This is a genomic window from Aeromonas sp. A35_P (assembly GCF_002259925.1).
GTDB classification, from domain to species: Bacteria; Pseudomonadota; Gammaproteobacteria; order Enterobacterales; family Aeromonadaceae; genus Aeromonas; species Aeromonas dhakensis.
Genome location: NZ_NEVB01000252.1, coordinates 1 through 18,960, shown reverse-complemented (window position 1 = coordinate 18,960; position 18,960 = coordinate 1). Strand labels below are relative to the sequence as shown.

16 protein-coding genes are annotated in these 18,960 nt (G+C 63.5%); 5 read left to right on the top strand and 11 right to left on the bottom strand.

The genetic code is table 11. From position 1 onward, the window contains the following. The coding region (locus CAK78_RS23005; RefSeq protein WP_217900839.1) for a hypothetical protein at positions 1-204 on the bottom strand (204 nt) is incomplete at its 3' end. A gap of 116 nt (positions 205-320) precedes the next feature. On the opposite strand from CAK78_RS23005, the gene CAK78_RS20995 reads away from it, so the two are divergent. Further along, the gene (locus CAK78_RS20995; protein ID WP_005298492.1) at positions 321-1,763 is read left to right on the top strand and encodes an alanine/glycine:cation symporter family protein; all 1,443 of its coding nucleotides are present in this window, start codon (positions 321-323) and stop codon (positions 1,761-1,763) included. A 75-nt stretch (positions 1,764-1,838) separates the two neighbouring features. Here the strand turns inward: CAK78_RS20995 and CAK78_RS20990 are convergent, their stop codons facing one another. The 3 genes from CAK78_RS20990 to CAK78_RS20980 are packed head-to-tail and all read right to left on the bottom strand — an operon-like array spanning position 1,839 to position 5,705. Further along, a complete protein-coding gene (locus CAK78_RS20990) occupies positions 1,839-3,812 on the bottom strand; it encodes a transglutaminase TgpA family protein (RefSeq protein ID WP_094698578.1) in 1,974 nt (657 codons plus the stop codon). Beyond that, positions 3,799-4,785, bottom strand: coding sequence for a DUF58 domain-containing protein (locus CAK78_RS20985; RefSeq protein ID WP_094698577.1), 987 nt, complete (start codon positions 4,783-4,785; stop codon positions 3,799-3,801). The genes CAK78_RS20990 and CAK78_RS20985 overlap by 14 nt, the downstream gene beginning before the upstream one ends. Further along, positions 4,785-5,705 (bottom strand): AAA family ATPase, encoded by a 921-nt coding sequence (locus CAK78_RS20980; RefSeq protein WP_094698576.1) that lies wholly within the window; start codon positions 5,703-5,705, stop codon positions 4,785-4,787. Before CAK78_RS20980 ends, CAK78_RS20985 begins: the two co-directional genes overlap by 1 nt. A gap of 192 nt (positions 5,706-5,897) precedes the next feature. Between CAK78_RS20980 and blaAQU the strand changes: the two genes are divergently transcribed. Further along, entirely contained in the window at positions 5,898-7,040 is a 1,143-nt protein-coding gene (blaAQU, locus tag CAK78_RS20975; RefSeq protein WP_094698575.1) for an AQU family class C beta-lactamase, read from the top strand. Between the two features lie 556 nt (positions 7,041-7,596). After that, entirely contained in the window at positions 7,597-9,099 is a 1,503-nt protein-coding gene (gene dtpB / locus CAK78_RS20970) for a dipeptide/tripeptide permease DtpB (protein WP_094698574.1), read from the top strand. A 45-nt stretch (positions 9,100-9,144) separates the two neighbouring features. Here the strand turns inward: dtpB and ruvX are convergent, their stop codons facing one another. Continuing rightward, positions 9,145-9,567 (bottom strand): Holliday junction resolvase RuvX, encoded by a 423-nt coding sequence (gene ruvX / locus CAK78_RS20965; RefSeq protein ID WP_005303327.1) that lies wholly within the window; start codon positions 9,565-9,567, stop codon positions 9,145-9,147. Between the two features lie 46 nt (positions 9,568-9,613). Further along, positions 9,614-10,168 carry a YqgE/AlgH family protein gene (locus CAK78_RS20960; RefSeq protein ID WP_005303325.1) on the bottom strand — a complete coding sequence of 185 codons (555 nt, stop codon included), beginning with the start codon at positions 10,166-10,168 and terminating at the stop codon, positions 9,614-9,616. A gap of 118 nt (positions 10,169-10,286) precedes the next feature. Between CAK78_RS20960 and CAK78_RS20955 the strand changes: the two genes are divergently transcribed. Beyond that, positions 10,287-11,912 (top strand): methyl-accepting chemotaxis protein, encoded by a 1,626-nt coding sequence (locus CAK78_RS20955; protein ID WP_094698573.1) that lies wholly within the window; start codon positions 10,287-10,289, stop codon positions 11,910-11,912. A gap of 104 nt (positions 11,913-12,016) precedes the next feature. Here CAK78_RS20955 and gshB read toward each other — a convergent pair whose 3' ends face one another. From gshB to metK, 5 genes are all read right to left on the bottom strand, one after another. After that, on the bottom strand, positions 12,017-12,970 hold the full coding sequence (gene gshB, locus CAK78_RS20950) for a glutathione synthase (protein ID WP_005303321.1): 954 nt from the start codon (positions 12,968-12,970) through the stop codon (positions 12,017-12,019). Between the two features lie 114 nt (positions 12,971-13,084). Beyond that, positions 13,085-13,816, bottom strand: coding sequence for a 16S rRNA (uracil(1498)-N(3))-methyltransferase (gene rsmE, locus CAK78_RS20945; protein WP_094698572.1), 732 nt, complete (start codon positions 13,814-13,816; stop codon positions 13,085-13,087). A 130-nt stretch (positions 13,817-13,946) separates the two neighbouring features. Further along, on the bottom strand, positions 13,947-14,648 hold the full coding sequence (locus tag CAK78_RS20940; protein WP_094698571.1) for an endonuclease: 702 nt from the start codon (positions 14,646-14,648) through the stop codon (positions 13,947-13,949). 73 nt (positions 14,649-14,721) lie between these two features. Beyond that, on the bottom strand, positions 14,722-15,255 hold the full coding sequence (locus tag CAK78_RS20935) for a SprT family zinc-dependent metalloprotease (protein WP_017781923.1): 534 nt from the start codon (positions 15,253-15,255) through the stop codon (positions 14,722-14,724). 69 nt (positions 15,256-15,324) lie between these two features. After that, on the bottom strand, positions 15,325-16,476 hold the full coding sequence (metK, locus tag CAK78_RS20930) for a methionine adenosyltransferase (protein ID WP_005303314.1): 1,152 nt from the start codon (positions 16,474-16,476) through the stop codon (positions 15,325-15,327). A gap of 342 nt (positions 16,477-16,818) precedes the next feature. Between metK and tkt the strand changes: the two genes are divergently transcribed. Then, on the top strand, positions 16,819-18,810 hold the full coding sequence (gene tkt, locus CAK78_RS20925) for a transketolase (RefSeq protein ID WP_094698570.1): 1,992 nt from the start codon (positions 16,819-16,821) through the stop codon (positions 18,808-18,810). The last annotated feature ends 150 nt before the right edge of the window (positions 18,811-18,960 follow it).

The window sequence follows — 18,960 nt, the reverse complement described above, 5'->3', positions numbered from 1 at the left end:
CCCGGATGGGTAAACGCTTGCGTAATGGTTTGCCTCCTTTTTGCCGGTTATACCTCTATGTAGATAATTGCCAAAAGGTTTTCTTATGGGTCTAATTTGTTGGCCGATTGATTGGATTCTCAGTTTTGTTGAAATTTTGCGAGTTAAATGAAGCTTTATTGCGCTAAAACGCTCGTTTTTTGTTTCCGCAGTGATCCCGATCACTATTCTGAACTCCTTCGCTATGCTAGATTCCGCCCCTTTAGTGAACCGCAAATTCAGAAATCGACAGCAAGGGGTCAGCGCAGACTGACCATGGATGTGATAACAACGAGAGAAATATGGACACCTTGATCGCAATGATTAACGACCTGATGTGGGGAGCCGTGCTCATCTACCTGCTCATCGGCGTCGGCATCTTCTTTACCTTCCGTCTGGGTTTTATCCAGGTCCGCCACTTCGGCCACATGTTTTCCGTTTTGCGCAACAGCCGCAAATCAGACAAGGCCGGTATCTCCTCCTTCCAGGCCCTCTGTACCAGCCTTGCCGCCCGTGTCGGCACCGGCAACCTGGCCGGTGTGGCGGTGGCCATCTATCTGGGTGGCCCGGGCGCCATCTTCTGGATGTGGCTGATCGCCTTCATCGGCATGGCGACCGCCTTCGTCGAAAGCACCCTGGCCCAGCTCTACAAGGTCAAGGATGAGGATGGCAACTACCGTGGCGGCCCCGCCTACTACATGGAGAAGGGGCTCGGCATGCGCTGGATGGGGGTGCTGTTCTCGCTCTGCCTGATCCTGGCGTTTGGTCTGGTGTTCAACGCGGTGCAAGCCAACTCCATCAGCCTGGCGATGAACGTGGCCTTCGGCATCCCCGACTGGGTCAGCGGTCTGGCTCTGGTGGTGCTCTCCGGCCTCATCATCTTCGGTGGCATCCGCGGCATCGCACGCTTTGCCGAGCTGGTGGTGCCCTTCATGGCACTGGCCTACATCCTGATGGCGCTGTTCGTGGTGCTGGTCAACATTCACGAGTTGCCGGGCGTGTTCAGCCTCATCATCAAGTCCGCTCTCGGTCTTGAGCAGGCAGGCTCGGGTGCGCTGGGTTACGCCATCTCCCAGGCGATGATCAACGGCATCAAGCGCGGCCTCTTCTCCAACGAAGCGGGCATGGGTTCCGCCCCCAACGCCGCCGCGACTGCGACCCCCTATCCGCCGCACCCGGCCTCCCAGGGTTATGTGCAGATGCTGGGGGTGTTCCTCGACACCATCGTCATCTGTACCTGTACCGCCGCCATCATCCTGATGTCCGGCCAGTTTGAGCCTGGCTCAGGCATCACAGGTGTTGAGCTGACCCAGCGGGCGCTCTCTTCCCAGATCGGTGGCGGTGGCAACATCTTCATCGCGGCGGCCATCTTCTTCTTCGCCTTCACCTCCATCGTGGCGAACTACTCCTACGCCGAGACCAATCTGGTGTTCCTCGAGCACAACCACAAGGGCGGCCTGATGCTGTTCCGCCTGTTCGTGCTGGGCATGGTGATGTTCGGTTCGGTGGGCGAGCTGCCGACCGTGTGGGCCATGGCGGATGTCTCCATGGGGCTGATGGCCATCGTCAACCTGGTGGCCATCCTGCTGCTCTCGGGCGTGGCCATCAAGCTGGCCAAGGATTACAACGACCAGCTCAAGCTGGGCAAGCTGCCCACCTTCGATGCCAACAAGTACCCCGAGATCCGCAGCCAGCTGGAAGAGGGGATCTGGGACAATCCGGCGCAAAACAGCAAGCAGGCATAAGCCTCGCAGTCGCCGTTGTCTGATAACAAGGGGAGCCATTGGCTCCCCTTTTGTTTGGGGGCCGTTTCATCGCAGTCAGCTGTGGGCATCCCAGCGCCGGCAGATCTGGCGCAGCCGGAGCCGCAGCTGGCGCAGGGTGCGTTGGCGCTGTATGGGCGACAGCGGGGCATAACGCCAGCGCCGGTAGAGCCAGGCCCCCTGTCGCAGCGGCCGCGCCAGCGAGGGTCTGAGATCGGCGAGGCGCTCGCACCAGCTGGCCAGGCTCTCCCCCGCCTGCGGTTGCCAGCCGTGGCGGGCGGCGCGCCGGCGCAGGGGCTGCCATAACCGCAGCCTGGCCGGGGTCGGGCCGCGCCAGAGCAGCAGGCCGCCCACCAGGCTGGCTACCCCCATCAGTGTGGCCAGAATAAGCCAGTGGGTATGGCCTGAGAGTGCCGGCCAGCGTTGCCCCAGCTGTTGCCACAGGCTGGCCGCATCATAGTTGAGTACCCAGCGGGTCCATTGATAATCGAGGTTGGCCCCCCACCAGCGCAGCTGGTTGAGCAGGGCCCAGTTGCGATAGCGCTGCAAAGAGAGCGGGTCAGCAGCGGCGAACTCGCCGCCAAGGGCCGCCGGCATGCCCCCCTCGATGCGCTGGGGCGCCACCGCGGCGGTGGGATCGAGCCGCTGCCAGCGGTTCTGCTCATCCAGATATTCCACCCAGGCGTGGGCGTCGAACTGGTGCACCTCCAGATAATTGCCCCTCGGATTCCACTCACCGCCAAGGTAGCCGGTCACCAGCCTGGCCGGGATGCCGGCCGCCCGCAGCACGAAGGCGGTGGCCATGGCGTAGTGGCCGCAAAAACCGCGCCGGCTCTCGAACAGAAAATCATCCACCCCGTCCTGCCCCAGCCGTGGTGGCTGCAGGGTGTAGTAGAAGTCGCCCTGACGAAACTCGCCCAGCAGGGCGGCGGCGAGCGCCTCCGGCGTCGGATGGCGGGCCTTGAGCATCAGGGCGTGGGCCCGCGCCTTGGGGTTGCCGGTGGCGGGCAACTGCAGGTTGAGCTGGCGGGTCGCCTGGCTGGCTGGTGGCGCCGTGGCGGCCGTGCTGACCCGGTAGCTGACGCGGCTATCCCCCCGATCGCGACGATAGAGGGTGGCGAGGGGGCTCAAGGTGACCGGGCCGCTCAATACCTCGGGGTCGGCTTGGGCCAGGGTCCAGCGGTGGCGCTGGGGCTCGGCGATCACCTGATAACCGCCGGCAGGCAGCGACGTCGCCGGGTTGGCCGCCGGCAGCGTCTGCACGGACTGAGACTGTTGCCAGCGGCGCACCTCATCGCTTAACAACCAGCGGCGGCCATCGAACAGCTCCTGGCGCATCAGCGGGAAGTAGCGCTCCTGGGGCAGGGGGGGCGCTGAGGCGAAGCTGATGCGAAAAGCCAGCTCGGAGGAGTTGACCAGCTCGTTGATGTCGCCGGGGGCCACCTCCTCCGAGAGGCCGGAGAGGGCGCGGTTGCTGCTTGGCATCTGCCAGAGCGGCGGTAGCCTTGGCAGCAGCAGAAACAGAGTGAGCAGCAGGGGCGCGGTCAGCAGCAGGGTGACGCCGGCGCGCAGCCACAGTCGCTGGCCGAGGGGCTGCACCGCCGCCAGCAGGGTGGTGACCGCCAGCCAGAGCGCCCCCGCCATCGCCAGGGCCCAGCCCATGCTTTGCCGCTGCACCAGCGCCAGCGCGACCAGAAAGAAGGCGAGCAGCAGCACCTGCTCCACATCCCGCTCCCGCCGTACCTCGATGAGCTTGAGGCCGTAGCCGAGCCAGAGCAGGTTGATGAGGGCCGGCAGGGTGCCGAGCTGGCGCCACTGCCAGCCCAGCAGTGCCACTCCCAGTATGGCCAGCAGAGCCAGTGCGGCGGCGGGCAGTGGGCGCCAGCCCCGCCACAGCATCATGGCCCGCACGCCCAGGGCAAGCAGCGAGACGGCCATCACCCAGAGCTGCAGCTGGGGCCAGAGGGCCGGGATCAGCAGCAACTGCAGCAGGGCGAGCAGCGGCAGCAGGCGCCGGTTATCGAGCAGCATCGAGGTCTGTCTCCTGCATCGGCTCCCTGGCGTCGAGGCGGGCCAGTGCCAGCCGGCAGCGCTGCAAAAAGGCGGGGCCACTGTCCGGCCCGAGCGTCCGGCCCGCCAGGGTCAGGCTGAAGGGAATGCCCCGTTTGGCATAGTCGCCACACCACCAGGCGAGCACCGCCAGCCTCGCTTCGAGATCCTGGCCGCCAACCCGGGAGAGGGAGAGGTGGGTATCATCCTGTCCTGGCTCGCAGAATTGCTTCACCAGCAGGCCGCGCCCCTGGGCGAGCTGTTTCCAGGCAACCCGGCTGAGCGGCTCGCCGCTCTGGTGGGCCCGCAGCATGTCGAAATCCCCCATCGAGGCTGGGGTGGGTTGTCCCCGGTTGCCCGTCGCGTCGGTCGCGGCCTCCCCGCGCAATGGGCCGTACACGGGGGCCGGGGCGAGCCAGCCCTCCAGTTGCAAATCCAGCAGTGACCAGCAGCGAAACAGGCCGAGGGGGTAGCGACTCTCCACTCGCAGCCTCTCCAGCGGCAGGCGCCCGCGCCGGATACCCGACACCGGCAGGAGCAGGGGTTGGGGCACCGCATCCACCTGCGCCAGCCAGAGCCGCCCTTCATTGAGGGAAAACTGCAGTGCCTGCAGCGGCCGTTCGCTGCGTACCGTGATGCGCATGGGCAAGGGGATGCCCACCTCTCCCAGCACGGCAGGCCCCCCCAGCAGGGCCAGCCCCAGCAGGTTGCGGTGGGTGAGCCACATGGTGACCATGAACAGGCTGCCGAGGCCGTAGGCCACCAGCAACACCAGGTTGTTCTGGTAGTTGGTGCCGAGCAGATAGATGGCCAGCATCACCAGCAGATAGCAGAGGCCGAGCCGGGTAGGCAGGATGAACAGACAGCGCCCCTGCAGGGTGAGCTGGCGCGCCGGCGGGATGCGCCTGGCCAGCCAGCCTTGCTGCCACCCGGCTCTGCGTTGGCGCCAGTTCATCAGGGGCGATCCGGATCGACCCGGGCCAGCAGGCGCTGGCTGAGCGGGCAAGCTTCCCCGCGCTGCACCCCGAAGCTGCCCCTGAGCCTGTGCTCGGCCACGTAGGGGAAGACCGCCTGCACATCCTCCACGCTGACGAAGCGGCGGCCCGCCACCAGTGCCCAGGCCCGGCTCACCGCCAGCAGGGTCTGGGCGGCGCGGGGCGAGAGCGGTTGCGGCAGCTCGGCATCGAAGCGGCTCTGCTGCACCAGTGCCAGCAGGTAGTCGAGGGTGGCGTCGGCGAGGTGGATCTGCGCCGCCTCGGCCTGCAGGGCGGCGAGATCTGCGGCATCGAGCTGGCGCGCGAGGGGGGCGCTCTGGTTGGCCCCACGCAGCAGCCGCCGCTCCGCCTCCGGGGTCGGAAAGCCGAGGGAGAGGCGCACCGCGAAGCGATCGAGCTGGGATTCCGGCAGGGGGTAGGTGCCCGATTGATCCGCCGGGTTTTGGGTGGCGATGACGAAGAAGGGGGAGGGCAGCGGGTGGCTCTGCCCCTCTATGCTCACCTTGCCCTCGGCCATGGCCTCCAGCAGGGCGCTCTGCACCTTGGGGCTGGCGCGGTTGATCTCGTCCGCCAGCAGCACCTGGGCAAAGACGGGGCCGGGGTGAAAGCGAAACTGCTGCTGGTGGGGGTCAAAGATCTGCAGCCCCAGCAGGTCGGCCGGCAGCAGGTCGGCGGTGAACTGCACCCGCCGGCAGTCGAGCCCCAGCACCTGCGCCAGGGCATGGGCCAGGGTGGTCTTGCCCATGCCGGGCAGATCCTCGATCAGCAGGTGGCCGCGGGCCAGCAGGGTCACCAGGGCTATCTTGAGCTGCAGCGGCTTGCCCAGGATCACCTGCTCCAGCGCCGTCAGCAGCCGGGTTATCTGTGGTTGTGTCTGCACGGGTGCCTCCCCCTCGGTGTCGTTGCCCCTACAGCTTAATACGCCAGTTCGGTGGCAAGAGGATAAGTTGCAGATAACCCATTGAATCCGGGTGATTTGAAGCGCGACTTCACACAGACTTCACCGGCGCTCATGCCCGGCACATATTGGCCCGCTATGCTGGCGGCTTTCCAACCTCACGAGAACCATGTCATGAAGCAAACCTCACCCTTGTCGTTGCTGGCGCTGAGCGCCCTGCTGCTGTCGTCCCTCACCCAGGCCGCTCCCGCCGACCCGCTGGCCGGGGTCGTGGATGATGTCATTCGCCCGCTGGTGAAAGAGCACAGGATCCCGGGCATGGCGGTGGCCGTGTTCAAAGAGGGGCAGCCCCACTACTTCAACTACGGGGTTGCCGAGCTGGCGACGGGGAAGAAGGTCAGCGAGCAGACCCTGTTCGAGATTGGCTCGGTCAGCAAGACCCTGACCGCGACCCTGGGGGCCTACGCCGTGGTCAAGGGGGGCATTGGGCTGGATGACAAGGTGAGCCGGCACGCCCCCTGGCTCAAGGGCTCCGCCTTTGATGGCATCACCATGGCCGAGCTTGCCACTTACAGTGCCGGGGGGCTGCCGCTGCAATTCCCCGACGGGGTGGAGTCGGTCGCGCAGATGCAGGCTTACTATCGCCAGTGGACGCCAGCCTATCAGCCGGGCAGCCATCGCCAGTACTCCAACCCCAGTATCGGCCTGTTCGGCTATCTGGCGGCGAGCAGTCTGCAGCAGCCGTTTGCCCAGTTGATGGAGCAGACCCTGCTGCCCGGGCTCGGCCTGCATCACACCTATGTCGATGTGCCGAAGCAGGCGATGGCGAACTACGCCTATGGCTATTCGAAAGAGGACAAGCCCATCAGGGTCACGCCAGGGGTGCTGGCGGACGAGGCCTACGGCATCAAGACCAGCTCGGCAGATCTGCTCGCCTTCGTGAAGGCCAACATCAACGGGGTGGATGACAAGGGGTTGCAGCAGGCCATCGCCTTGACCCACCAGGGGCACTACTCGGTAGGCGGGATGACCCAGGGGCTGGGTTGGGAGAGTTACCCCTATCCGATCAGCGAGCAGGCGCTGCTGGCGGGCAACTCGGCCCAGGTGATCATGAAGGCCAATCCGACGACGGCCGCGCCGAAGGAGATGGGGAGCCAGCGGCTCTTCAACAAGACCGGCTCGACCAACGGCTTTGGCGCCTATGTGGCCTTCGTGCCGGCAAAGGGGGTGGGCATCGTCATGCTGGCCAACCGCAACTACCCCATCCAGGAGAGGGTAAAGGCGGCCCACGCCATCCTGAGCAAGCTGGCTCCCTGAGGGGGCTCTGGCCGCGGGTCACGGCGCCATTTGCCGCGACCCGCCTGTTCTGAAAAACGCCGGGCTTTGCCCGGCGTTGTCATCTGATCTGGGGGCGGCAGTGAAATAAAGACCCGTTTGAGATTAACAAAACTAATCCCGTCATATTAGAAAACTTCACCAATGACATAGTTACAAGTGTGATCTACGGCTTACCTGCTTCATATGTAGTTAATTATCATAAATAGTGATGATTGCTCGATGTTTTAACGTTATGCGGTGAATGCCGGGCCATCTTGACTGGAAGCGAGTCGCGGCAGGAGAGGAAGGCCCGTTCGAACCCCTGTTTTTGGTTGCCTGCCGATATTCGGTCTGCCGCCAGCAAGGGGTCGATGACCCGAGCAGGGAGGTTCATGGCATGGCGAAAACCATCGCCCCCTCAGCATCACCCTATCCGGGCCAGCCGGCCTGTTCTCCCCTTCATCTGCGTCGCGGCAGCAAGCTTGCGACCCTTGGCCAACCCGGCTGCGGGGCCGCTCACATGAATAAGAAAATACATACAGACAGGTAGGTTAGCATGCGTCCATCCACCCCGACCGGGTTGTTGCAACAACCCAAACCCTTTTTCATGATCTTCTTCGTCGAGCTCTGGGAGCGCTTCGGCTATTACGGCGTCCAGGGCCTGCTGGCGGTGTTCTTCGTCCAGCAGCTGGGCTTTTCCCAGGAGCAGTCCTTCATCACCTTCGGTGCCTTCTCGGCGTTGGTGTACGGCCTCATCTCGGTGGGCGGTTACGTGGGTGACCATATTCTGGGGACCAAGCGCACCATGGTGCTGGGGGCCATTGTACTGGTCATCGGCTACTTCATGACCGGCATGTCCATCTACAACCCCGACCTCATCTTCTATGCACTGGGCACCATCGCCGTCGGCAACTGCCTGTTCAAGGCCAACCCCGCCAGCCTGCTCGCCAAGTGCTACGAGCCCGGGGATCCCCGGCTGGATGGCGCCTTCACCCTGTTCTACATGTCGATCAACGTCGGCTCGCTCATCTCCCTGTCGCTGGCTCCCGTGGTGGCCGATCACTACGGCTACACAGTGACCTACAACCTGTGCGGGGTCGGCCTGGTGATCGCCCTGCTCACCTTCTTCGCCTGCCGCCGCATGGTCAAGGGGATAGGCTCGGCCCCCGATCACCTGCCGCTCGACTACGTCAAGTTGCTGCTGGTGCTGCTGGGCTCGGTCGCCCTGGTCTTCTTCTGCGCCTGGCTGATGCACCACGTGGTGATCGCCAACATGGTGCTGATGACGGTGACCCTGGCCGTGGTGGTCTTCTTCTTTCGCGAGGCGTTCAAGCTCGACAGCGTCGGGCGCAACAAGATGTACGTGGCCTTCGTGCTGATGCTGGAGGCGGTGGTGTTCTACGTGCTCTACGCCCAGATGCCGACTTCGCTCAACTTCTTTGCCATCAACAACATGCACCATGAAATGCTGGGGGTGACCGTCAACCCGGTCAGCTTCCAGGCGCTCAACCCCTTCTGGGTGGTGCTGGGCAGCCCGGTGCTGGCGCTGATCTATACCCGGCTGGGCAGCCAGGGGCGGGATCTCACCATGCCGCTCAAGTTCACCCTGGGCATGCTGTTCTGTTCCCTCGGTTTTCTCACCGCGGCGGCGTCCGGTATCTGGTTTGCCGATGCGCAGGGGCTCACCTCGCCCTGGTTCATGGTGCTCATCTATCTGTTCCAGAGTCTGGGGGAGCTGATGATCAGCGCCCTGGGGCTGGCCATGGTGGCGGCGTTGGTGCCGCAGCGGCTGATGGGCTTCATCCTCGGCATGTGGTTCCTGACCCAGGCGATGGCCTCCTTGCTCGGGGGCTATGTGGCGACCTTTACCGCGGTGCCGCAAGGGGTGACGGATCCGCTGCAGACCCTGCCCATCTATACGGACGTGTTTGGCAAGATTGGTCTGGTAACTCTGCTGGTGGCGGGGGTGATGGGGCTGATGGTGCCCTGGCTCAACCGCATGATGCAGGCTGGTGAGCGCCATGGTGAGGAGGGGGAGCTGTCGCAGGCCAAGGCCTGAGAGGGGCAGAAGGGGTGAGGCGCACGAGCGTCTCACCCCGGCAGATCAGTCGTATTGCTCTTCCATCCAGGCTTCCAGGATGAGCTGGGCGGAGACACCATCCACGCTCCCCTTCTCCAGCGCCCGATAGCCACCCTGTTCGAACAGGCGGGCGCGGGCATCGGTGGTGGTGAGCCGCTCGTCCTTGAACTCCACCTGCTTGCCGAAGCGGCCGTGCAGGCGGTTGCCGAACTTGCGGGCGCGCACCGTGATCTCCTGCTCGGTGCCGTCCATGTTGAGCGGCAGACCCACCACCAGCAGGTCCGGTTGCCACTCCTTGAGCAGCTTGTCTATCTCGTCCCAGTTGGGGATGCCGTCGTTGGCCTTGAGGGCGCGCAGCGGGCGGGCCGTGCCGGTGAGCTCCTGACCGATGGCGACCCCTATGCTCTTGGTGCCGTAGTCAAAGCCCATGATACTGCGTGATGACATTGGGTAATTTCCTCAGAATGCGTCGCAAATTGCACAGCAGATTGCATCAGCCGTGGCCGATGTCGCTGGACAGGTGAACGGGATTGACCCCGATGCTGGCGGCGGCGCGTTGCCAGCGCTGGTGGATGGGGGTCTTGAACACCAGATCCGGATTGGGGGGGATCACCAGCCAGGCGCCGTCCACCAGCTCCTGTTCCAGTTGCCCCGCGCTCCAGCCGGCGTAACCGAGCGCCACCAGCCAGTGCGCCGGTGCCTCCTCGGTACCCAGGGTCTCCAGTATGTCCTTGGAGGTGGTGACCATCAGCTCGTCCCCCACCTGCAGGGTGGAGTTGAAACCGGGGCGGAAGCTGTGCAGCACGAAGCCGCGATCGGCGTGAACCGGCCCCCCCTGCAGCACCGGCTGCTTGAGTTCCGGGTTGGCGGGCGGTGCCAGCTTGAGCTGATCCAGCATGGTCTCCAGCGACATGTCCACCGGAATATTGACCACCAGCCCCATGGCGCCCTCTTCGTTGTGTTCGCACAGATAGACCAGCGAGCGCTCGAAATAGGGGTCGGTGAGGCTCGGCATGGCGAGCAGGAAGTGATTTTGCAGTGTTTGCATATGGGCCAAATATTGCAAAGGTATTTGCAGTCAATTATGGCAGCTCGCTTCGTCTGGCAAAACCGCTTTTTGGGCGGCTGGCTCAGACCAGTCAATCTGTTTCAGTGGAGAGAAAGCCATGGAAGGTATTTCAATCAGGCAGAAGTTGATCCTGGGCTGTGTAGTTCCCCTGCTGGCGCTGTTGCTGCTGGTCATAGGAGCAACCCAGGCGATGTCCCGGCTGATGACCGGCATCAACGCCATGTATCAGGGGGAGGTGGTCCAGCTCAAGGAGCTCAAGCAGATCGCCGATCTCTATGCGGTCAAGGTGATCGATGCCGCCAACAAGGCCAACGTAGGTGGCTTCGAGCCGGCCCGCTCCAAGGCCGACATGAGCGCCGCCCAGCAGGAGATCGCCACCATCTGGCGCCAGTATCGCAGCCACGACATGAGTGACGAGGAGCGCAGACGGGCGGACAAGGTGGAGGCGCTGTTTGCCGCCGCCAACCGGGAGATAGAAAAGGTGATGGGGCTGCTGGACGGCTCGCCGGGCGCACACAACCCGGCGCTCGCCGCTGCCATCATGCCGCTCTATCAGGTGATCGACCCGGTCAGCGATGCGGTGAGCGATCAGGTGGCGTTCCAGCTAAAAGAGGCGGAAGAGAACGTGGCCGAGCTCAACCAGCTCAGGCAGCAGCTGACCCAGCTGTTTGTCGCGCTGTTTGTGGTGGTGGGGGGCTGTGTGCTGTTTATCGGGGTTTGGGCCGGGCGCAGCGTCAGCCAGCCGCTGGCGGCCATGGGGCAGATCCTGCGCGGCATGCAGACGGATCTCGACTTGAGCCGGCTGGCCCCCGTGCTGCGCAAGGATGAGATGGGCAGTCTGGCGCACTCCCTCAACGAGGTGATCCGCCATTTTCGCGGTCTCATAGCCCAGATCAACGAGACCGCCGAGCAGCTTGCCAGGGCATCGGCCCAGCTGGCCCATATCGGGGTCGAGAGCCGCCAGCGGTTTGCCCAGCAGCAGGCGGAGACGGATCAGACCGCGACCGCCATGAACCAGATGAGCAGCACGGTAGCCGAGGTGGCCAACAGCTCCAACCATGCGGCCGATGCGGCCCGTCATGCCGACGACAGCGCACGGCACGGCCATCAGATAGTGGAGGATGCCATTGCGCGCATGTCACACCTCTCCTCCCAGATCCAGAACACGGCAGCCATGATCACCCAGCTGGCGGATGACAGCCGGGACATCGGCAGCGTGATGGACGCCATTCGCGGCATCGCCGAGCAGACCAACCTGCTGGCCCTCAACGCCGCCATCGAGGCGGCGCGGGCAGGGGATCAGGGGCGCGGCTTTGCGGTGGTGGCCGACGAGGTACGCACCCTGGCCCAGCGTACCCAGCGCTCCACTGAAGAGATCGGCAAGACCATCGTCAAGTTGCAGCAGGGGGCCAATCAGGCGGCCAGCAGCATGGAGCAGGGGCTGGAGCAGGTGGAAGAGTCCAACCGAACCGTGCTGGCCTGTGGTCAGGCGCTCGGCGAGATAGTCAGCTCGGTCAACGTGATCAACGAGATGAATACCCAGATTGCCACGGCGGCGGAGGAGCAGAGCAAGGTGGCCGAGGAGATCACCCGCAACGTGGTCAACATCGCCCATATCGCGACCGAGTCGACCGGGGCGGCCACCCAGCTCAACCAGAACTGTCACGAGCTGGAGCAGCTGTCGGGGGATCTCAAGGAGAAGGTGGGGCAGTTCCGCTGCTGAGGGGGCTGACGCTGGATAGATGGATTGATAGATGGATAGAAAAGAGGCGGCCCCGGGGCCGCCTCTGTTGTTTATCATCTGTCGTCACAGCTGGCTGGGACGGCTTAAGCCTTGGCCAGCCGGCGCTCGATGGCATCCATCAACATGCCGGTGATGTGCACGTCGAAGGCCGCTTCAATCTCGCGGATGCAGGTGGGGCTGGTGACGTTAATCTCGGTCAGCCGATCGCCGATGATGTCGAGGCCGACGAAGATGAGCCCCTTCTCTTTCAGCGTCGGGCCCACCGCGCGGGCGATGGCCCAGTCCGCCTCGCTCAGGGGGCGCGCTTCGCCACGGCCGCCGGCCGCCAGGTTGCCACGGGTCTCCCCCTGGGCTGGGATGCGGGCCAGGCAGTAGGGCACCGGCTCGCCGTCCACCACCAGCACCCGCTTGTCGCCATCCTTGATGGCGGGCAGATAGGTCTGCGCCATGCAGTACTGGCTGCCGTGGGCGGTGAGGGTCTCGATAATCACGCCGACGTTGGCGTCATCTTCCTTCATGCGGAAGATGGAGGCGCCGCCCATGCCGTCCAGCGGCTTGAGGATCACGTCCTTGTGCTGGGCGTGGAAGGCGCGCAGCTTGTCGGCGCGGCGGGTCACCAGCGTGGTCGGGGTGTGCTCGGCAAACCAGGCGGTGTAGAGCTTCTCGTTGGCGTCGCGCAGGCTCTGGGGCTTGTTGACGATGAGGCAGCCCTCATCCTCGGCCCGCTCCAGCATGTAGGTGGCGTAGATGAACTCGGTGTCGAAGGGGGGATCCTTGCGCATCAGGATCACGTCCAGGCTGGAGAGAGGCTGATCCACCACCTCGCCGAGGCTGTACCAGTCGGCATAGTCATATTTGACGGTGAGCGGACGCATGGTGCCGAAGGCGCGACCGGCCTCCATGTAGAGATCCTTCATCTCCAGATAGAACAGCTCGTAGCCGCGCTTTTGCGCCTCTTCGAGCATGGCGAAGCTGGAGTCCTTCTTGATGTTGATGGCCGAGATGGGGTCCATCACGATGCCGAGTTTAATGGTCATCCGCTGTTCCTTCTTAATGGCTCGATGGGGTTGTAGGGTCGATTAGCGCAGCGTAATCGGCCGCTTGAGGCTGCCTCAATGCAGCCTGCAGCTTATCGACACTGCCCGATGGTATTACGCGAGATCGCCGAAGCGGCACTGCAGCGCAGTAATCGCGGTCAGGGCGGCGGTTTCGGTGCGCAGCACCCGCGGCCCCAGCAGCATCTCCTTGAAATCTTCCTGCACGGTACGGGCGATCTCGTCGCTCGACAAGCCCCCTTCCGGGCCGATCAGCAGGCGCACGCCGTGCTCGGGAACAGGCAGGGTGTTGATGCTGTAAGGGGCGCGCGGGTGCAGGTTGAGCTTGAGCTCCTGGGTCTCTTCCGCCAGCCAGGCGTCCAGCTCCATCGGCATGCGCACCTCGGGCACGGTATTGCGGCCGCACTGCTCGCAGGCACTGATCACCACCTTCTGCCACTGTTCGCGTTTTTTCTCCAGCCGATCGGCCGGCAGCTTGACGCCGCAGCGCTCGGAGAAGAGCGGGGTGATGCAGGTGACGCCCAGCTCCACCGATTTCTGGATGGTGAAGTCCATCTTGTCGCCGCGGCTGATCACCTGACCCAGGTGGATGGCCAGCGGGGACTCCACCGAGCGCTGCTCGCAGCTGTCGATGGTCACCTCCACCGACTTCTTGCCCACATTGGCGATGGTGGCGGGGTACTGGTTGCCGTCGCCGTTGAACAGCTCGAGCTGCTGACCCGGCTGCATGCGCAGCACCCGGCCGATGTGATTGGCGCCGTCTTCCGACAGGGCTAGGGTCTGGCCCACCTGCAGGGTGGCCGGTTCATAGATACGTGGAATGCGCATGGCTGATAGTCAGTCTCTTGCTTGGAAACCCTTCAATATCCTACTGCACGGCGGTGAGCAAGGCTCACGAGACAGAGGGTGAAGGGTTTCATGATAAGAGGGGGCGATCCCCCTCCCAGGTCAAATGGGGTTACTGGCACAGCTTTTCAATAAAGGGGTTGGTATTGCCCTGCAGCTTGCCGATGCGGCGATTGCGCTCGCACTCCCAGCCGTCGGCCGGGTACTGCCTGTCCCAGGCTTCGAACAGTTTACGCTGTTGCGCCGCCAGACGCAGCCCATACTGCTGGCTCATGTAGAGGTAGGCGCGGGCAATCTGGCCCCGTACCGGCCCCTTGGGTGGTTGCACCCGGCGCTCCTTGAAATCCACCAGCATCCGGCACTGGCCGTACTGATCCGGGGTGCCGTTCCAGTCGGAGAAGCGGAAGTTGGTCCGATCGCCGTTCACCTCGCCAACGGCGGGGAAGAGGTTGTGCATGTCCCCCTCCATCTGGTTGAACTCGTCGCTCTTGCCGCAGTTCTTGCGGCCCCCCTCCTGCCAGCACTTGAGCTGGTGGCCGAACTCCCAGGCCGGCACCACGTGTTCCCACTCGATGCGGGCGGCGCGCTTGGGCTGCTTACGTGGCTCATAGCCGCAGCTGGCCAGATCCGGGCTCATTTTCTTGCCCTGATAGTCGATGCTGCAGCCGCAGTAGATGGTGGTGACAGCGGGCTGGCTCTGGTAGAGCTTGACCAGATCCTGCTTGGCTTCGCGAAAGGTCTGGGCATGCAGGGGCGCGCTGAGCAGCGGCAAACCGGCCAGCAGGGTCAGGGCGAGGGAAGAGATGAGACGCATGGGATTCCTTGCAAACGGGATGATTGACAAACGATGGCGGGCACCCTACCACAAGGGCGCGACACCGGCTGGCTTACTGCGACGTGACGAGCTGTTCCAGCGGCTGCCGGCAGCGACGGCAGTGGTAGCGGGCCTCGCCGCGCACCACCTTGTTGTGGCGGCGCACCGACAGCTGATGCTGCTGGCAGAGGCAGCGATAGGGGATGGTCGGCTGCGCCAGTACCGCCAGATCGAAGCTGTGGGTGGTTCTGGGCTCAAGCCCGAACAGCTCCCGCATCACAGATTGCCACTGGCGGCCGTGGGGCAGCACCCGCGATTTGCCGCGTCCTTCCCCCCACAGGGCATAAACCAGCAGGTGGGCCACCTCGTGGGGCACCACCTCGGCCAGAAACGCCTGCTGGTTGGCCTGATAGAGGGCCGGGTTGAAGCGCAGCTCCCAGGTTTGCAGCCGCGCCGAACCCGCCGCCCGACCGCGCATGTTGCAGTGCACCTGCGGGCGGGGAAAGGAGCGGCCAAGGCGTGCTTCGGCCTGCACAAAACAGGCGTCGACGCGGGTGAGCAGCTGCTCGTGCAGGGCGGGGTCGAGGCGGGTAGCGGTGGCGGACATCGGGTTCTCGGCAAATGGCGGACAAGCAAAAGGGGAGCCAGGCTCCCCTTTATACCACAAGCGCGACGCTTACAGGCCGGCGGCGGAACGCAGCAGTTCGGCCTTGTCGGTCTGCTCCCACGGGAACTCGTTGCGACCGAAGTGACCGTAGGCGGCGGTAGCCTGGTAGATCGGGCGCTTCAGATCCAGCATCTGGATCAGGCCGTACGGGCGCAGTTCGAAGTGCTCGCGTACCAGCTTGACCAGCAGATCCTCGGCCACCTTGGCAGTGCCGAAGGTCTCGACGCTGATGGAGGTCGGCTCGGCCACGCCGATGGCGTAGGAGACCTGTACTTCACAGCGATCGGCCAGACCGGCGGCGACGATGTTCTTGGCCACGTAGCGGGCGGCGTAGGCAGCGGAGCGGTCAACCTTGGACGGATCCTTGCCGGAGAAGGCGCCACCACCGTGACGGGCCATGCCGCCGTAGGTGTCGACGATGATCTTGCGACCGGTCAGACCGCAGTCACCCATGGGGCCGCCGATAACGAAACGGCCGGTCGGGTTGATGAAGTACTTGGTGTCCTTGTTGATCCACTCGGCCGGCAGCACCGGCTTGATGATCTCTTCGCGCACCGCTTCAACCAGATCTTTGTGGCTGATGGATTCGGCGTGCTGGGTAGAGAGCACCACGGCATCCACACCGATGATCTTGCCGGCGTCGTCGTAGGCAAAGGTCAGCTGGCTCTTGGCATCCGGACGCAGCCACGGCAGGGTGCCGTTCTTGCGCACTTCGGCCTGACGCTTCACCAGCAGGTGGGAGTAGGTGATGGGAGCCGGCATCAGCACGTCGGTTTCGTTGGTGGCGTAGCCGAACATCAGGCCCTGGTCGCCTGCGCCCTGCTCCAGCGGATCGCTGCGGTCAACGCCCTGGTTGATGTCCGGGGACTGCTTGCCGATGGCGTTCAGCACGGCGCAGGAGTCGGCATCGAAGCCCATGTCGGAGTGGGTGTAGCCGATCTCGCGCACGGTGTCGCGCACGATCTGCTCGATGTCTACCCAGGCGGTGGTGGTTACTTCACCGGCCACCATGACCATGCCGGTCTTGACCAGGGTCTCGCAGGCGACGCGTGCCTTGGTGTCTTGCTTGAGGATGGCGTCCAGGACCGCATCGGAGATCTGATCCGCAATCTTGTCGGGATGGCCTTCGGAGACCGACTCGGAAGTAAACAGCTTTGCCATGATGGGATTCTCAGCTTGTCTGGGGTTATCGCCGCAGCAATAACCGGGTGATGATAGGATGATTGTAGAGGTATCTACATCTGGACGTCCATTTTAGTTAGCGACCCCCTCGATTGCCAGCACTATTTTGGTTTTGCCGCCCCCTGGCCGAACAAGATCCGTTCTTCACCCCATTTGGGGTAGATAGTGGTTACGACTCAATCGTTTGCCCCGTCAAGAAAAGCGATTGAGCTCCCAAAGCGGCTTTATTCGCCCAGATAATATTTGCACGCCGCGCCCCCTGCTGGGACAATGACGCGCCTTAATCTTGGCCATCAAATGAAGCAATCGCAGGAGATACAGATGCCTTCTCGTAAAGAGCTTGCCAATGCCATTCGCGCATTGAGTATGGATGCCGTTCAAAAAGCCAACTCCGGTCACCCGGGCGCCCCCATGGGAATGGCGGATATCGCCGAAGTATTGTGGCGCAGCCACCTGAAACATAACCCGAACAACCCCAAGTGGGCCGACCGCGACCGTTTCATCCTCTCCAACGGCCACGGCTCCATGCTGCTGTACTCCCTGCTGCACCTCTCCGGTTATGACCTCTCCATCGACGATCTGAAAAACTTCCGCCAGCTGCACTCTCGCACCCCGGGTCACCCGGAGTACGGTTATGCGCCGGGCGTCGAGACCACCACTGGTCCGCTGGGTCAGGGCATCACCAACGCCGTGGGCATGGCGATCGCCGAGAAGGCCATGGCCGAGCAGTTCAACCAGCCGGGTCACGACATCGTTGACCACTACACCTACGCCTTCATGGGCGACGGCTGCCTGATGGAAGGTATCTCCCACGAGGCTTGCTCCCTGGCCGGTACCCTGCAACTGGGCAAACTGATCGCGTTCTGGGATGACAACGGCATCTCCATCGACGGTCACGTGGAAGGCTGGTTCACCGACGACACCGTCAAGCGCTTCGAAGCCTACGGCTGGCACGTCATCCCGGCCGTTGACGGTCACAGCCCGGAAGCGATCAACGCTGCCATCGAAGCCGCCAAGGCCGAGACCGGCAAGCCGACCCTGATCTGCTGCCGCACCATCATCGGTTACGGTTCCCCGAACAAGTCCGGCTCCCACGACTGCCACGGCTCACCGCTGGGCAACGACGAGATCGCCGCTGCTCGTGCCTTCCTGAAGTGGGACCACGCCCCGTTCGTTATCCCGGCCGACATCGCTGCCGAGTGGAACGGTCAGGAGAAGGGCGCTGCGCTTGAAGCCGACTGGGCTGCAAAGTTCGCTGCCTATGAAGCCGCTCACCCGGCGCTGGCTGCCGAGTTCAAGCGCCGCACCGCAGGCGACTTGCCGGCCAACTGGGCTGCCGACTCCGCCAAAATCATCGAAAACCTGCAGGCCAACCCGGCCAAGATCGCCACCCGTAAAGCGTCCCAAAACGCCCTGGAAGCGTTCGGCAAGCTGCTGCCGGAGTTCATGGGTGGCTCCGCTGACCTGGCGCCGTCCAACCTGACCATGTGGTCCGGTTCCAAGTCCCTGACCAACGACGATGCCTCCGGCAACTACATCCACTACGGTGTACGCGAGTTCGGCATGTCCGCCATCATGAACGGTATCGCCCTGCACGGTGGTTTCATCCCCTACGGCGCCACCTTCCTGATGTTCATGGAGTACGCCCGCAACGCCCTGCGCATGGCTGCCCTGATGAAGCAGCGTTCCATCTTCGTTTACACCCACGACTCCATCGGTCTGGGTGAAGATGGTCCGACTCACCAGCCGGTCGAGCAGATCGCCTCCCTGCGTCTGACCCCGAACATGAGCACCTGGCGTCCCTGTGACCAGGTTGAATCTGCCATCGCCTGGAAACACGCCATCGAGCGTACCGACGGCCCGACCTCTCTGATCTTCTCTCGTCAGAACCTGGCCCAGATGGACCGCAGCGCCCAGCAGCTGGCCGACACCGCCAAGGGTGGCTACGTGCTGAAGGATTGCGCCGGTACGCCGGAGCTGATCCTGATCGCCACCGGTTCCGAAGTGGAACTGGCCGTGGCCGCCTATGAGCAGCTGACTGCCAAGGGCCGTGCCGTGCGCGTGGTCTCTCTGCCGTCTACCGACGTATTCGACGCTCAATCCGCCGAGTACAAGGAGTCCGTGCTGCCGTCCTCCGTCACCAAGCGTGTGGCCATCGAAGCCGGCATCGCCGACTACTGGTACAAGTACGTGGGCTTTGGCGGCAAGATCATCGGCATGCGCTCCTTCGGTGAGTCCGCGCCGGCCGAGCTGCTGTTCAAGGAATTCGGCTTTACCGTGGAAAATGTGGTTGCGACCGCAGAGTCCCTGTAATTCCTGATTGCTTTGTACTGAACTGAAAAGCGCCTCCCAAGGGAGGCGCTTTTTATTAGCAAATGTACTAATTGATATTGTTTATTTGGTAAAATAGCTGTAATTAAAAGAGGGATGGTGCAGACTAGTTTCCGCCAGGATGGTGCAAAC